Below are 14,159 nucleotides of genomic sequence, written 5' to 3' on the forward strand. Positions count from 1 at the left end.
CAATTGAGTCTGGACCCTAGATCAATTACGAGGATTAGTAGTTGACCGGGTCGCACATCTGTTGCGTCTCGCTATCGATGCGCAGAATTTGTGGCTAAGCCCAGATGATCACTGGCGAACACTGAAGAACGCAGCTGGAAGGTCAATGCGCAGATCGAGTTCACGCCCTGCATCGTTTATCTTGCAATCCTGCGCGCGGTTTTGCGGCTGCACGAAGCGCGCCAAGGCCTCCGATTTTGCGCGCATTTGGGAGCCCGGATGATTCGGGAGCAAATGCGCAGCAGAGCCACGCGTCGAGAGAAGGCTTTGGCGCGGCGCGTTGTGCCGTACCGTCTGTCACGACCTATGGCGGCGAGGTCACATACTCAGGATAGAGGTCACACCCGTACATTTTGCTGATACAAACCTCATTCTGCCGAACGGGTCGAGAGCGCCTCAATGCAGGAGCGTCATGCCGGCCTGGTAGGACGAGACCCTGTCCTCCTGCGAAGCCGCCAGCAAACCTGGCCCTTGATCTCACGATGCCGTTCCTTCCGCCCCAGCATGTCGCGCTCCTCCGAAAACGGAATCAGTCTGCGCGAACTTTTTCAATGACCTCCACCCGGCAGCGCTGTCACGTGGCCTTCAGCACCTTGGCGGCGGCGGCCTTGATGCCCTCGTGGGCGGCCGAGATTCACCAGCTTGACGCCGCGCAGACCCCGCCTGGCGAGCCTGCGCAGGAACGCCATCCCCGGACGGGCCGACATCCATGCCGGGAACTTCGCGCTGGCCATCACTGTACGCCGATCGCGACGATCCCCGCGACCGAGACAATGCGCCCCTGTTGGCGCACCTTCACGTAGGTGGCGTCGATCCACAGAGAGGGCCAGTCGCCCTCGACCGGACGGGCGAGCGCCCCGTCAACTATCAAGCCTGCTAATTGATCTAGATGTCAGAAAAGGGTCACTGTTTGCCGAATGAAGGTTGGGCTGCTCAGTCGGGCTGCTCAACCGTCGCTCCTGGGGTATTCGGCATGAAACATCAACCACAATCTGTACTCGCCAACGGTCCTGATCGATGCACCGCATCCTCGCCCGCAGAAATGCTGCGTGCACGGGTTTGCTCCAATCTTGAACTCTCCGTCCTCATGGAAGCCCATGACGGCCTCTCCGCTGCGATCGCCGAGCGCGCAGGGTTCAAAGGTCTCTGGGCGTCGGGTCTTTCAATTGCCTGCTCTCTCGGCTGTCGTGATGTCAACGAAGCGTCATGGAGCCAACTTGTCGATGCAGTCGAGCGGATCGTGGACTCGACCAAACTGCCTGTTCTGGTTGACGGCGATGGCGGCTTCGGGAATTTCAACAATGCACGCCTCCTCGCCCGCAAGCTCCGTCAACGAGGCGCTGCAGGCGTCGCGCTGGAGGACAGCTGCTTTCCGAAGATGAACTCGCTTATTGGCGATCGTCATCCCCTCGCCGATATCGACGAATTCTCCGGCCGTCTGCGGGCAGTTAAGGATACAGTCGCAGGAGACTTGGTTCTCGTGGCCCGGATCGAGGCGTTGATCGCGGGACATGGAATGGATGACGCAATTTTGCGAGCACACGCCTACGCGGACGCGGGTGCCGATGCGATCCTCATTCACTCGCGAAAGAGCACCGCGGATGAGGTTCTTTCCTTCACTCGCGCCTGGCAAAGCCGATTGCCCGTTGTGATTGTGCCAACGACATACTATCGAACACCGGTCTCTGCGTATCGTAATGCCCGCATCTCAACAGTGATCTGGGCCAACCACTCCGTGCGAGCTGCAATAGCGGCAATGCGGCAGATCTGCCGTCGTATCATTGCTGAAGAAGGCGTTGCCGGTATCGAGCCCAATATTGCGACGCTCGACGAGGTCTTCGAACTGTTGAGATATGACGAACTTGCCCGCGCGGAAGCGCGCTATCTTCACCCTCCTGACTGAGGGCAATGACCTCACACGCAACAAACTCGTTCTCGAAGGACCACCGCCATGCAATCGGCCGCCTTACTGTCACGCTCCACCGCATTCTTCGGCGAAACACAGGCGTTCCCTCCCAAAATGATGCACCATAGAGGGGCGCGACAGCTCTTGCGCGGCTGATCTGAACATGCTGCAGATCTACGAGCTCATTTCTCTCTTGAAGAAGCGCCAACGCGGACGGTGTGATCCGTCTTCCTCTTCAAGAAAGCCGGTAGACTCCACACCGCAACAGCAACCACAAGCGACATTTGCCGCGGTGAGGCGGTTTGCCGTAGTCTACCAAGACGCTCGCCCGCGATCTGCTCGACGAAATTGAATCTTGTTCGGCATGCCTCATCGAGGCGGCGTTCGTCCAGGGATTTGGGCCTCTGCCGGTCTCGCCGCTTCAAAGATGGTGCTTCATCCTTGACCCAGTCGTGCCACAACTTGATCTCCGACTCGGAGAATACACGGAATATGGCGCCGCCGAACTCGAGCAGTTTGAAGAAGCGGCTTCCGTCAGGATGGCCCGGTACGATGTAGCCATGTTCGATCAGGCCATCGAGAAATGCGTTCGGATCGTTGAAGAACTGGTTGATCGATACGCCCACCCAATTGTTTGATGCTGTGGTTATATTGGCCGTAGACCTTCTTCGCGCTGATCAACTGGAGAAGCTGATCCTCAACGGTGCGCGGCTCTCTGAGGACATGGATGCTCTGCTGCACCTGCGGACGGACACCGCGCACGCCCGAGCGAAAGCCGCCGAGACCGGCCGATTGACCGAAATTGCACGGTAATTTGCCGATAGGCTAGCCGACGATCACTTGCTTCGAAAGGAACTGCGACACGCCCAAGTCCAGATGGAAATCGATGCCGCTTTCATATTGTTTAACGGGGTTCTTCGCTTGTGCATCAAGCCGCCGACGCCCTAAAATTCCAGACCGGTCGAGGGGGTAGCCGCCGCCGAGATCGGCTCCATGGTCGATTCCCGTGTTGGTGAGCTCGTTCCGGTTAGTGTCGCCGACAGAAATATCGCGGCGGCGTAGACCGTATGGCTGTTGACGTTCCACTTCAGTTTCAACGTGGGATAGAGATTCCCGTACAAGGTGGCGCGTCTTCCAGAAATCCTTTGCGCGTGACCACGAGCGCCCAGCCATAGCGATCAGCGTTCCTGCGATGCTGGCCGAAGTTCCTGCCGTAGATACTGGCGAGGGCTGCGACAACTCGCCGCCCAATACCGGCGTCGCGGACGTTTAGGTAGGTACGATCAACATCAGATCAGCACGGCACAACATGCCGAGAGCGGTAGAAGGGCTGCGGACATATACTTTATGGCCGCAGCCCGTGCATAGAACGGATAATAGATTCAAGCGCCCAACGTATTCAGACGATCTGTGTCGGCGCGGCTGTTCTACGTAAGTCCGGTTCTCTTACCCAGCTTGATCGAGATCAAGAAGTCCATGCGACAGCAACGGTAAAGGTTGAGTCGCAAGCTAGTGTCTGGTCCGTCCTGACGGTTTGCTGTGTGGCGACAATTGGGAGCGCCCGATTGTAAGGGGGTCTTTGATGCGATCTGGAGTAGTGTTTTGGGGGCCACTATATTTGTGCTTCTCCCAAGCGGTGCAGGCCATTCGGCTAGAGACAGTCTTGTCTCTCCTGGCTGGTGACGCTGGTTCTCTTCGTCGCATTCTTCAACACTTTTCAGGGGGCGCGCGCGGTCAATCCGGTCGTGCTGGCGAATGCCCGCCTGCTGCGCGCCTCCAAATCTTTCCTGCTGCGCCACGTCTACCTGCCGTCCGCCACCGCCTGGATTCCGTCGAGCCTGCGGGTGTCCGTCGGCATGGCCTTTATGGGGGCGGTGGTTGCGGAGTATCTCGGCTCGTCCGCAGGATTGGGGCACTTGATTGCGCAAACCGAGGGCGTCCTCAATGCGGCCAGGGCATCTGCTGGAATCATCGTTCTCTCCGCCTTTGTTGTTGTCCTCGACGCCATCGGTCGACCGCGCCGAAAAGCGGCCCATGGTCTGGCGGCCCGCGCCTTTTCACACGACTGATGCTGGTCATGGCGCTAGCGGCTTTCTCGGTCATTTCGGCGGAGGCTGCGGAGCCGGAGAAGATTAAAATGAAGATCGCCGTGGGGTCACAGATCCTCAACTATATGCCTCTCGAGCTTGACGTGAAGCTTGGGTCGTTTAGGGACGATGGTCTTGACGTTACCGTCGAGTACTTCCAGGCCGGTGGCTCAAAGGCTTTGCAGGCGCTGGTCGGCGGCTCGATCGACGGGACGGTCGGCTTCTACGATCACACCATTCAGATGCAGGCGCAGGGCTGGCACTCCGAAAACGTCTGGAGCTCGCTACCTCCGACAGAATTTGGACCCAAGTCGTTGCTGCGCGTGCCTGACCTATGTGGGCCGGACAATGGTTGGTAATATCGACAAGGCTCTTGACTGGGAGGGCAACCGGCTTGACTGCGAAACGTGCGTGCATCTCGCACTGAGCGAAACCGGTGGATGTCGGCTCAAGCACGCCTGCGTCAACGACCGTTGTCCCCCCAGTATCGAGAGGTTCTTCGAGTGGAATCCGGATCTCGCCGACGGCTATCTCAGCCATCCGCATTTTGAGGTAAGGGCAATCGCGGCGAAGTCTGCCAATGTTTTTTTGCTGCCGCCGCTGATCTATGATCCCAATGAAAAAGTGCAATGGAATGCGATTCTTCGCCTGCCGAAACGCTACGCGTTGCAACTACGGAAGCATCCGAATCCCGAGCTGCGGAAGCAGTTGGCAACCCTGTTCGACGGTGAAGAATTGCTGCCCATGGCCTCAGACGAATACTACTATGTTCGCCTTGTCGTCGCGAGTCGGATCGAGCCTTTGCTGCTCCCCCGAATGGTGGACGACGAGGAAGCCGAGGTCCGCCGTGTTGTGGCACGGCGCATTCCAGATGAATGTTTGCTCCGCATGATCAACGATCGTGACGCGTCGGTAAGACTAGAGATAGCCCGACGGCTATCTGTGCAGCTTGTGTCGCTGCTGCAGCATGATCCTGACTGGCGCATCCGCCACGAGGTCGCAAGCCGTGCACCAGTGACTCAGATCTTTAGCCTCGTCCATGACCCGCATAGTCTCGTGCGCGAAGTCGTGAGCTCGCGGATTGCAGGAGACCGCCGCTGAGATCGATACCGCGCCGGCCGACGCCGACGGCCAGATGAACTTGCCGCGATATGCCTATTGCGTCATGCCGAGATCTTGACCAGATCGCCGCGACGTCCCCGGATGATGTAGAGATCGCCAGCGTGCGGATCGCGCTTCAGAATCTCCTGAACTGCAAGAGCCAGGCTTTGCATGCCGGGATGCATGTCGGTTTGGCTAGCGGCGATTCAAACCCTAACGCCGCTCGGAATCGGGATCATCGTCGTCGCAGCAGCTCAAGAACTCACTGCAGCGCCTCAACGTCCCCGTCACGGTCAACGCGAACGCGACAGCCGCCGCCAAGCTCGATCTCGATGATTCGACCTTGCACGCTGTGGGAGCCCAACACGGCGACAAGAGTAACTGCGCCGCTCTGGCGAGGTAGAGTTGGTTTCCTATGTCCAAGCAAGGCTGGCACCAGTTTTCGTGCTTGCGATTCCGACGGAGCAGCTCGAGCACGAGATCATCGGCTTCCGCGGTCATCTGGACCGCGCCGAACAGCAACTTTGCTGGCTCGGTTCGGAAAGATAGTGCCGTATCCGATGCTGACCGCTGTTGCCCATGACCGGACGCCTGGAATTTGTCGGTCAGCGGGCACCATCCGGATTCTCGCGCGCCTCCCTACTGGCGCAGCGCGGCTCACGGATGCGCATTCGCATCACGATCTGCGGCACGAAGGGGGCGATGCGTGCCCGAAATCCGACGCCGACGCAAAGCAATGTCAGGCTACCTACAGGGGACCTTACTGGGCGTGTGGATGTTTTTCAAAGCTTTGTCATGTGCTTAGTGCGCGCGGACAGCCTGGCACGGTGATTGCTAACTAAGGTGAACCGACAAGGTCGCGCAACAGTAACATTGGAAGAAAATCATCATGCTATGCTTGGCGTCCCCGGCTCCTTCGCTCAAAGTCGAGAACTGGCTGCGTGGCGAGCCCCTCACGAACTTCGAGCCAGGGAAATTGTACATCGTCGAATTTTGGGCAAGTTGGTGCGACCCGTGTGTGGAGGCGATGCCCCATCTGATAGAGCTGCAAGCAAAATACAAAGACGAGGGGCTTGAGGTCGTCGCAGTCGCAGCTAGTGAAGAAGCACCAACGGCGGATCAGGCTCGCGCCAAGTTGGACGCATGGTTGACTGAAAAGTTGTCAAATCTGAACTATCGAATCGGGTTCGATAGTACCGGCGAAATGAACAAGCTTTGGATGGATGCCAGCTCTTCTGGTGGGGTTCCGACATCATTCGTCGTCGACCGCGACGGCCACATTGCCTTTATCGGTCATCCGATCGACATCGACGACGTCTTGCCGAAAATTATTAACGGCACTTGGCGCAGCAGCGATCAAGCTAAAGCCGCTGATGCGAAACGGATTGCGGCAGGCCAACGCGAGGCGCGCGAATTCTCAATCCTTGAGACAATTCAAGCGGCGATGGAAGCAAAGGATTGGCCGACAGCGCTCTCAGCGGTCGAAGAGGGCATTGCCGCGATGCCGGACAATCTCGAGTTCCGCGAGATTCATGCGGATCTGTTGCTTCACAAAATGCGCGACACGGCGACCGGCTTCCAGGTCTTACGCCAACTGGTTCGAGATGCGATTGAGAAACGGTTAGAGGCTGTATGTGGGCTGAATATCGTGATGAGGCAACTCTTTGATCCGGAGAACGATAGGGCCTACCTTCCGCGTGCGGAGCGCTTTGCGATCGGCAGGGATGTGTCGGAACATATCCTCAATCCTGGGCAAGCCAGCGCTGGCCTCGACTTCTATTCTTATGGGGGGCTCGCTCAGTATTACCACGAGAGTGGTGACAAGCAACGCGCGATCGAGCTGATCGAGCGGGCAATGACATGGCTAGACGATCCGAAAGTGTCGGACGCTATGAAAAAGGGTTATATGCCGCAGTTGCTCCAAACCTTGGCCACCTACAGGGGCGAGAAGGTTTGTTGCGGTGGGTCTTGTTCGATCTCGCAGGAAAAGTCTCCTGGAGCTCCAAAATGCAGCCGTAAGGAGGCGACATGAAGGGGATGTTAATCGAAGATGCACGATCGGGGCTATGTAAGCGCCTTCGAAGCGCTCGCGACCAGCAGAATCATTCACGACACGCAGGTCACAAGGAAAACCTAGCCTACAACGAGTGATGCGACGCCCTGCGGCCCGTCTTTGCTGGGTGTCTGGTTACTGCTTGTATTCAAGGGAGGCCGCTGGCAGTTATACATGCTCGATTTTGTAGCTCGAAACTATCAATCGGCTACTCACATCGAGCATGACCCACGCAGTTATGGTCGCCTTGCCAGCACAAACGGCCCCCCTTCGAAGAACTTAAATGCAAGCAGGATCGAGGTTCGATCTGACAGTCTTCTTCCGGTTGCGCCGCCGCAGACGTTGCTCCAATGCTCTATTGAGCTACGATAGACCTGAACAGAACTTGTTGTCCCTTAAAAAAGGAGGTGGCCGGGTTCAGACAATGCTGAAGGCGACTTGAGAATGTCCGATCTCGAATGCTTCAAACCATTAATCCGTGGCTCTTCAACATCAAGTTTTGCGACAACTGTACCGCATAACTCGCCGCCATGTTCACGACCACGAAACGCACGACCAAAACCACCACGGCCTTCGGGGCCCGGGGAGGCGTGCGCGCATAGTCGTCGACTAAACGCATCAAGCTCTACCGAAGCCCCGCCCAAAAGGGTCCGGGGCTTTTTTGTTGTCTGTCATTCAACGGAATGGGGGAGAATGTGAGTAACGATCCCGTCGTCGCGATTGTCGGCGTCACCGGTGCGGTGGGCGCCGAATTCATCGCCACCATGGACAAGCGCGGCTTTCGCATCAGTAAGCTCAAGGCGCTCGCCAGCGCCCGTTCGGCCGGCAAGACGGTGTCGTTCCGCGGCAAGGATGTCGTCATCGAGGAGCTGACCGAGCGCGCCTTCGACGGCGTCGACATCGCCCTGTTCTCCGCCGGCGGCAGCATCTCGAAGAAGTATGCCCCGCTCGCGGTCAAGGCCGGCGCTGTCGTGGTCGACAACTCCTCCGCGTTTCGCATGGATACGAACGTGCTCCTGGTGATCCCCGAGATCAACGCGAGCCGCATCCGCGATCACAAGGGCATCATCGCCAATCCGAACTGTGCCGCGATCACCGCACTGGTGCCGCTGTGGCCGATCCACCAGAAGAACCGCATCAAGCGCGTGATTATCGCGACCTACCAGGCGGCCAGCGGCGCAGGCGCCGCGGCGATGGACGAACTTGTCGAGTCCACCCGCGCCAATCTCAACGGGCAGGTCTATACGCCCAAGGTGATGCCGCACCCCTACGCCTTCAACCTCTTCAACCACAACACCGCGGTCGACCCCGAGACCGGCTACAACGACGAAGAGACCAAGGTCATCAAGGAGACCCGCAAGATCTTCGAGGACGAGTCCATCGCGATCGGCGTCACCTGCGTGCGTGTGCCGGTGCTTCGCGCCCATTGCGAGGCCATCACCTTTGAATGCGAGAAGCCGATCAGCGAGGACCAGGTTCGCGCCATCATGGCGCAGGCCCCGGGCGTCAAGGTCGTCGACGATCGCGTGAACAACTACTTTCCGATGCCGATCGACGCCTCGGGCCAGGACGACGTCCTGGTCGGCCGCGTCCGCAAGGACCTCAGCGATCCCTCAGGGCATTCGATCTCGATGTTCGTGGCGGCCGATCAGCTGCTCAAGGGCGCGGCGCTCAACGCGGTGCAGATCGCAGAGCTTGTCGAAACGGCCGCTCATGCGGAGATCTGTTCCTTTTCCGATCCAGGCAATGCCTCCTTGGTCGAACTTGCGCCAAACAAGGTGCTCGCGCAGCGAATTTAAGCCCCGCGGCGGGGGCAAGTTGCAGGAAATGGTGCAACCACCTGAGGACGATGCCCCGGAAAACGCAACATTTAACGAGCCAATTATTGCGAAGGTCGCCAAGAGCAGTGGCCCGTTGCTCGGGCAGGCTAGTGATCCGGGGGCACAACCAAGCGAAGCGCTGCTGTGAGTTACTCCGGCCCGAGCACCGGCCGCCGACACGGATGGTAGTACCTTGCTGGCCATACTTGCAACCAAGCATTGAGACAGCCTTTGCGGCGGACTCTGCGCAACCCGGCCGTGCTCCTTGCGAGTGCCGCGACAGCACTGCTTGTTAATAGCAACATTGGAGCGAGCGCAGCCGAATGTTTACGCGAAGATCCGCTGGGTGCGGCCCGCGTTCTCAGTGTCAATGCCAAGACTTATCCACGGGTCAGACCAATAGCTTTTCTCTGAGTCTGCTGCTTTCCGACCACTGGAATGCGTGCGCGCAGCGTTCTTTCTTTGCTCGGCAAGTCGCGGTTGAATTCCCCAAGCTCGTGCGTTGCGCCGGCGCGGAAGGCCACAGATCGCGCATCACAGCTAGTTCCCATCCAATGCTGTCCAAAATCTCTTCGACCAGGCAAGGAGGCGGCATGATGACTGGCGTGACATTTGGTCCGGCCACTCGGCTCGAGGAAGACAAACCTGACCGCAGCATCGCTTATAAAATGCTCAAAGTAGGTCGATTTGCCGAAGCGGCTTCGGCTTGATCTCGTGCACCGGTCAATTTTACTTCGTGCAGATGGCTGTACGACCGTTGGCTATGCTTCCGGTCGGGGACCGTCGGCGTGGCATGCGGCCGACTTTGGAGTTGGATTGCGATGGATGAACTGACTGAGCTGCTGTCCGTGGTGGCGGCTGGTATCGACGCCGAGTATTTTTGCCTGCCGGTGCATGGAGCGCCCGGGGCGAACTCAGAACTGGACGAAAGTTGGGACAAGTCAGCAATAGCGTATGGACAGGTGCTCCTCATTGAGCATGTTCTCCAAACGGGCATCGATCGGACGATCGGTGATCTGTATCTTTCGTTTAGCTTCGAATTCGCCGGCTAGGACCATGTCGTTTGCTATGGCGGTATCCGCAAGCGCGAAAGGGGACACGACGCCTGACTCGAAGGTGAGATCGTAGCTTTTGCGGGTGTCGAGCCGCAAAATCGCCTGCTCGATCTTGTCTTCTTGAAGGAAGCCTACGCCGCCTACCCGGCTCCATTAGAGGTCATGAAACGGAAGGACATATCCGCCACGCTCCGTGATCGTTCCGAGACGCTCAAGAAACTGGACCGGTTAGTCGAGGCCGACGGTAGCCGATCGACCTCGCAGCTCGCTCAACAGCCGCCGGTAACTGCGGCAATCTAACCTAATCTCATCACACTTTGGTGTGGCAGCTCCAGGAGCCTCATACTGTGCGGCTGTGAGTCGCGACGGACTGCGCCAGATGAGCATCGAATGCGGAGGCTACGGTCCTGACGAGAAACTCGGCGCCTTTCCTGACGAACAGTCGCTCGTCGCCGTCCATGGTCACTGCGCCGTCTGCAATGAGGCTATCGAGCCGCGAGCGATCGACGATGGCCGACTTCGGATCGCGGCCATGCGACCGAGCGATCTTCGACAGGTCGAGGGCCATGTCGCACATCAGTCGCTCGATCAGATCTGCTCGGAAGCGATCGTCACCCGTGAAGGCATACCCATTGAGGGTGGCGGGCCGGTCCTCGGCGATGCGCGCCAGGTAATCACGGGTTAACACGACATTCTGTGCGAATCCCTGCGGCATCCTCCCGATAGCGCTTGCCCCTAGCCCGATGAGGGTTTCGGCGGTCTCGTCGGTGTAACCCTGGAAGTTCCGACGCAGCCGCCCCTCGCGCTTCGCCGCGGCAAGATTGTCGCGGGGTAGGGCGAAGTGGTCGAAACCAATGCGCACGTAGCCCGCGTCGACCAGGGCTTCCGCAATCAATTCCGACTGAAGATGACGCTCGACTGTCTGGGGCAGGGCGTGTTCGTCGATCTTGCGCTGATGCTTCTTGAAGGAGGGCATATGCGCGTAACCGAACACCCACAAGCGATCCGGGCGGAGTTCGATGCATTTGGCGACCGTGTCTAGGCACGATTGCGTGGTCTGAAGCGGCAGACCGTAGATAAGATTGAAGTTGAGCCGGCCGACGCCGGCTCGCCGCAGGCGCTCAACGCACGTGGCGGTCTGCTCGAAAGTCTGCAGGCGGTTGATGGCACGCTGCACAACAGGATCGAAGCTCTGTACCCCCAGGCTCGCGCGATTGACTCCGCTGTAGCTCAAACCCTCCGCGATCGGCTCGGTCAGGGTACGCGGATCGATCTCCACGGCGATTTCGGCGTCGGGCAACACGAAATACGAGAAGCGGAGCGCGCCGACGAGATCGGCGAAGGTCTCGGGCGTCATGATCGTCGGCGTGCCGCCGCCGAAATGGATGTGCGAGATAGGAAGGCGGTGGCCGATAGTTTCGGCGATTAGGTGCGCCTCCGCTCGCAGGCCCGATGTATAGACTGCGATGGGGTTGTCTTTCTTCGTGACCGAGGTGTGGCAACCGCAGTACCAGCACATCGACCGGCAGAACGGAACGTGCACATAGATCGAGGCCGGCTGGCGGGGCGGCAGGGATCCGAGCCACATCCGGTAATCAGGTTCGCCGATCGCTGGCGAAAAGTGCGGCGCGGTCGGATAGCTTGTGTAGCGGGGAAGCCTGTCGTGACCGTACGATTGCGCCAGATCCGATCTCATCTGTTTCTCCTTCAGCTGCCGGATTGTCTACCGACTTCGCTGAGGAGGCACGTTGCGCTGGCGCAATCCTTTGGTCGTTTTGGGCTTCAACTTCGCCCGCAGCAGTTGGCACCACGTTTTGGCAGCTCTGATCCTCTTGGCCGGTAACGCGGCCCGCGGCCTGATTGCGGCAAAAAAGGCCGGCCGAAATGCGTTCGGCGGGCCAAGTCGCGGAGGAGAAACGTCGGCCGGGTGAAAGCGATCAGGCGTCGAGATTGTGCAGGCGCTGGCGCTTGCGATCGGGGTGATCCTGACGCTCGGCATGTCCGTGGTGGAGACCATTCATCATGCCGAGCACGCCTATTTCGACGCGGCGATCATGCTGCTTACCTTCCTGCTGGTCGGCCGCGTCCTGGAGCAGAACATGCGGCGGCGGACGGGCGCGGTCATCGGCAATCTTGCCGCATTGAAGGCGGAGACGGCGGCCAAGTTCATCGGGCCCGACGAGATCTCCCAGGTGCCGGTGGCCGCAATCCATCCCGGCGACATCGTGCTGTTGCGGCGCGGCGAGCGCTACGCGGTGGACGGCACCGTGATCGAGGGACGTTCCTAAATCGACCAGAGCCTGATCACCGGCGAGACGCTGTATGTCAGGGCCGGGCAGGGCACGCCGGTTTATGCCGGATCGATCAATATTTCCGGCACGCTGCGGTGCGGGTCTCGGCCGCCTCGGAGGCGACGCTGCTCGCCGAGATCACGCGGCTGCTCGACAATGCGATCCAGGCCCGTTCGCGCTTACAGGCGGCTCGCCGACCGCGGCTCTCGGCTCTACGCGCCGGCGGTACATGCGACCGCTCCTCACCGTCATTGGGTCATCGCAGGCGCCGACTGGCACGATGCGATCGTGACCGGCGTCGCTGTGCTGATCATCACCTGCCCCTGGGCGCTCGGGCTCGCCATTCCCACCGTGCAGGCAGTGGCCTCGGGCACGATATTCAAGTCCGGAGTGCTGCTCAATTCGGGCGACGTGATCGAGCGCCTCCCCGAAGTCGATCATGTCATCTTGGACAAGACCGGCACGCTCACGCTGCCGGATCTCGACGGGACGAATGCAGCCGATATTCCCGCCGGCGTATTTGCGCTCGCCGGACGCCTAGCGCTCTCGAGCCATCATCCGGTGGCCGCCGCAGTCGCGCGGGCCCCCGGCGTCAAGCCGCCGATCATCGGTACGGTCGAGGAGGCCGGGCAGGGCGTGCGCGTCATCGTCGACGGCGTCGAGATTCGCCTCGGCCTGCCATCCTTCTGCGGCGCCGAGGCGTTGGTCAGCGGCGCCGATCTCGGCCCTGAATCATCCATCGTGGCCTTCAGCAAGGGAAGCGAAAAGTTCATCCTCTCGCGGGGGCAGGGTCTGCGTCCGGATGCTTCGGCTGTGGTTGGGGCATTGAAGGCGCGCAACATCGGCATCGATGTCCTCTCTGGCGATCGCGAGCCCGCGGTGAGGGCGGCCGCTCACGCGCTCGGGATGCTCGAACGGAGCGCCGGCGTCACGCCGGCCGACAAGATCGCGCGGATCGAGGAACTGAAGCGATGCAGCACGAAAGTGCTGATGGTCGGCGACGGCATGAACGATGCGCCTTCGCTGGCGGCCGCCCATGTCTCGATGTCGCCGATCTCGGCCGCGCATCTCAGCCAGGCCACCGCCGATCTCGTCTTCCTCGGCCGCCCGCTGGCCCCGGTCGTCGCGGCCATCGATGCCGCGCGCAAGGCGTTGCAGCTGATGCGGCAAAACTTCTGGCTCGCGATCGGCTACAATGTCATGGCGGTGCCGATCTGTTGTCTTTCAGGAGATTGTCCATCTGCTCTGAACCGAGGAAGCGGAGGTTGCGAAGCTTCAGTGTTCCAAGGATAGACAAGATGCACGTCCACAAGAATGCGCCTTTGACGGCCAACGTCGAGAGGCGATGGTGCAAAGTGTGATCCAGGGCGGGCTGAGTAACGCCGACGCGGCCTTTCAGTTCAACACGACACCGAAGACCGTCGGCAAATGGGGCAAGCGGTTCCGCGCAGAAGGTGTGGAGGGGTTGCGTGATCAGTCCTCCAGGCCACGCCGCCAACCACGTGCAAGGTCATCGAGACGTTGCGCCGGCAGCGCCACACCGGCAAGCAAATCGCAGGCCAAACGGACAGTTCGTCATCACGCCGAAGATGGGCCAAGCTTCTAAGTTGTTGATCTCTCTTGAGGCACCGACGCGGCGGCGGGCCGGAGCCTCCGCGTGCACGAACCTAGTCCAAGCCCATTGGCGCTTGCTGCGGAGCGCACCTCTGTGCAAGACAATTGCTCCCAGAAGGGCATAAAGGAACCGCACTGTGACAGCCTTTCTTGATGGCGAAATTCGCGACGACCGCCATCATATGCAGGTCCG

At 59.7% G+C, this 14,159-nt stretch carries 11 protein-coding genes and 4 pseudogenes; 10 read left to right on the plus strand and 5 right to left on the minus strand.

Translation table 11 applies throughout. The annotated features are described in order from the left end of the window. Nucleotides 1–616: 616 nt before the first annotated feature. A pseudogene (locus tag FXB38_RS41850) lies at nt 617–904 on the minus strand (transposase); the annotation flags it as partial. Between the two features lie 177 nt (nt 905–1,081). Between FXB38_RS41850 and aepX the strand changes: the two are divergent. After that, entirely contained in the window at nt 1,082–1,942 is an 861-nt protein-coding gene (gene aepX / locus FXB38_RS41855; protein WP_148756693.1) for a phosphoenolpyruvate mutase, read from the plus strand. A 185-nt stretch (nt 1,943–2,127) separates the two neighbouring features. Here the strand turns inward: aepX and FXB38_RS41860 are convergent, their stop codons facing one another. Continuing rightward, complete coding sequence (locus tag FXB38_RS41860) at nt 2,128–2,571, minus strand: hypothetical protein (protein ID WP_148756684.1); 444 nt, start codon at nt 2,569–2,571, stop codon at nt 2,128–2,130. Between FXB38_RS41860 and FXB38_RS41865 the strand changes: the two genes are divergently transcribed. Further along, nucleotides 2,555–2,758 (plus strand): hypothetical protein, encoded by a 204-nt coding sequence (locus FXB38_RS41865; RefSeq protein WP_148756685.1) that lies wholly within the window; start codon nt 2,555–2,557, stop codon nt 2,756–2,758. The genes FXB38_RS41860 and FXB38_RS41865 overlap by 17 nt on opposite strands. Before the next feature lie 12 nt (nt 2,759–2,770). On the opposite strand, the gene FXB38_RS41870 is transcribed toward FXB38_RS41865, so the two are convergent. Then, nucleotides 2,771–3,184 (minus strand): transporter family protein, encoded by a 414-nt coding sequence (locus tag FXB38_RS41870; protein ID WP_148756686.1) that lies wholly within the window; start codon nt 3,182–3,184, stop codon nt 2,771–2,773. 440 nt (nt 3,185–3,624) lie between these two features. Between FXB38_RS41870 and FXB38_RS41875 the strand changes: the two are divergent. From FXB38_RS41875 to FXB38_RS41885, 3 genes and pseudogenes are all read left to right on the plus strand, one after another. Continuing rightward, a pseudogene (locus FXB38_RS41875) lies at nt 3,625–4,006 on the plus strand (ABC transporter permease); the annotation flags it as partial. Between the two features lie 76 nt (nt 4,007–4,082). After that, nucleotides 4,083–4,391: a type 2 periplasmic-binding domain-containing protein gene (locus tag FXB38_RS41880; RefSeq protein WP_246230630.1), complete on the plus strand. Its 309-nt coding sequence runs from the start codon at nt 4,083–4,085 to the stop codon at nt 4,389–4,391. Beyond that, nucleotides 4,381–5,133, plus strand: coding sequence for a 4Fe4S-binding leucine-rich repeat protein (locus FXB38_RS41885; RefSeq protein ID WP_148756687.1), 753 nt, complete (start codon nt 4,381–4,383; stop codon nt 5,131–5,133). Before FXB38_RS41880 ends, FXB38_RS41885 begins: the two co-directional genes overlap by 11 nt. A 62-nt stretch (nt 5,134–5,195) precedes the next feature. Here the strand turns inward: FXB38_RS41885 and tnpB are convergent, their stop codons facing one another. Then, on the minus strand, nt 5,196–5,339 hold the full coding sequence (gene tnpB, locus FXB38_RS41890; RefSeq protein ID WP_283812833.1) for an IS66 family insertion sequence element accessory protein TnpB: 144 nt from the start codon (nt 5,337–5,339) through the stop codon (nt 5,196–5,198). Nucleotides 5,340–6,022: 683 nt separating this feature from the next. Here tnpB and FXB38_RS41895 point away from each other — a divergent pair. The 3 genes and pseudogenes from FXB38_RS41895 (at nt 6,023) to FXB38_RS41905 (ending at nt 10,058) form a co-directional block, all read left to right on the plus strand. Next, a complete protein-coding gene (locus FXB38_RS41895; protein ID WP_148756689.1) occupies nt 6,023–7,165 on the plus strand; it encodes a TlpA disulfide reductase family protein in 1,143 nt (380 codons plus the stop codon). A 704-nt stretch (nt 7,166–7,869) separates the two neighbouring features. After that, nucleotides 7,870–8,886 (plus strand): annotated as a pseudogene (locus FXB38_RS41900) (aspartate-semialdehyde dehydrogenase); the annotation flags it as partial. A 941-nt stretch (nt 8,887–9,827) separates the two neighbouring features. Next, nucleotides 9,828–10,058: a hypothetical protein gene (locus tag FXB38_RS41905; RefSeq protein ID WP_148756690.1), complete on the plus strand. Its 231-nt coding sequence runs from the start codon at nt 9,828–9,830 to the stop codon at nt 10,056–10,058. 343 nt (nt 10,059–10,401) lie between these two features. On the opposite strand, the gene hemN is transcribed toward FXB38_RS41905, so the two are convergent. Continuing rightward, nucleotides 10,402–11,757 (minus strand): oxygen-independent coproporphyrinogen III oxidase, encoded by a 1,356-nt coding sequence (hemN, locus tag FXB38_RS41910; RefSeq protein ID WP_148756691.1) that lies wholly within the window; start codon nt 11,755–11,757, stop codon nt 10,402–10,404. Between the two features lie 271 nt (nt 11,758–12,028). Here hemN and FXB38_RS45345 point away from each other — a divergent pair. Both FXB38_RS45345 and FXB38_RS45275 read left to right on the plus strand, forming a co-directional pair. Next, a pseudogene (locus FXB38_RS45345) lies at nt 12,029–13,567 on the plus strand (copper-translocating P-type ATPase); the annotation flags it as partial. Nucleotides 13,568–13,697: 130 nt separating this feature from the next. Next, nucleotides 13,698–13,958 (plus strand): helix-turn-helix domain-containing protein, encoded by a 261-nt coding sequence (locus FXB38_RS45275; protein WP_148756692.1) that lies wholly within the window; start codon nt 13,698–13,700, stop codon nt 13,956–13,958. Nucleotides 13,959–14,159 lie beyond the last annotated feature (201 nt).

Origin of the sequence: Bradyrhizobium cytisi, from assembly GCF_008123515.1 — a bacterium.
GTDB classification, from domain to species: domain Bacteria; phylum Pseudomonadota; class Alphaproteobacteria; order Rhizobiales; family Xanthobacteraceae; genus Bradyrhizobium; species Bradyrhizobium cytisi.

What these genes read in the sequence shown, in the direction of transcription:
- aepX (WP_148756693.1), top strand. Translation starts at nt 1,082, where the DNA reads ATGCTGCGTGCACGGGTTTGCTCCAATCTTGAACTCTCCGTCCTCATG.
- FXB38_RS41880 (WP_246230630.1), top strand. Translation starts at nt 4,083, where the DNA reads ATGAAGATCGCCGTGGGGTCACAGATCCTCAACTATATGCCTCTCGAG.
- FXB38_RS41885 (WP_148756687.1), top strand. Translation starts at nt 4,381, where the DNA reads ATGGTTGGTAATATCGACAAGGCTCTTGACTGGGAGGGCAACCGGCTT.
- FXB38_RS41895 (WP_148756689.1), top strand. Translation starts at nt 6,023, where the DNA reads ATGCTATGCTTGGCGTCCCCGGCTCCTTCGCTCAAAGTCGAGAACTGG.
- FXB38_RS41905 (WP_148756690.1), top strand. Translation starts at nt 9,828, where the DNA reads ATGGATGAACTGACTGAGCTGCTGTCCGTGGTGGCGGCTGGTATCGAC.
- hemN (WP_148756691.1), bottom strand. Translation starts at nt 11,757, where the DNA reads ATGAGATCGGATCTGGCGCAATCGTACGGTCACGACAGGCTTCCCCGC.
- FXB38_RS45275 (WP_148756692.1), top strand. Translation starts at nt 13,698, where the DNA reads ATGGTGCAAAGTGTGATCCAGGGCGGGCTGAGTAACGCCGACGCGGCC.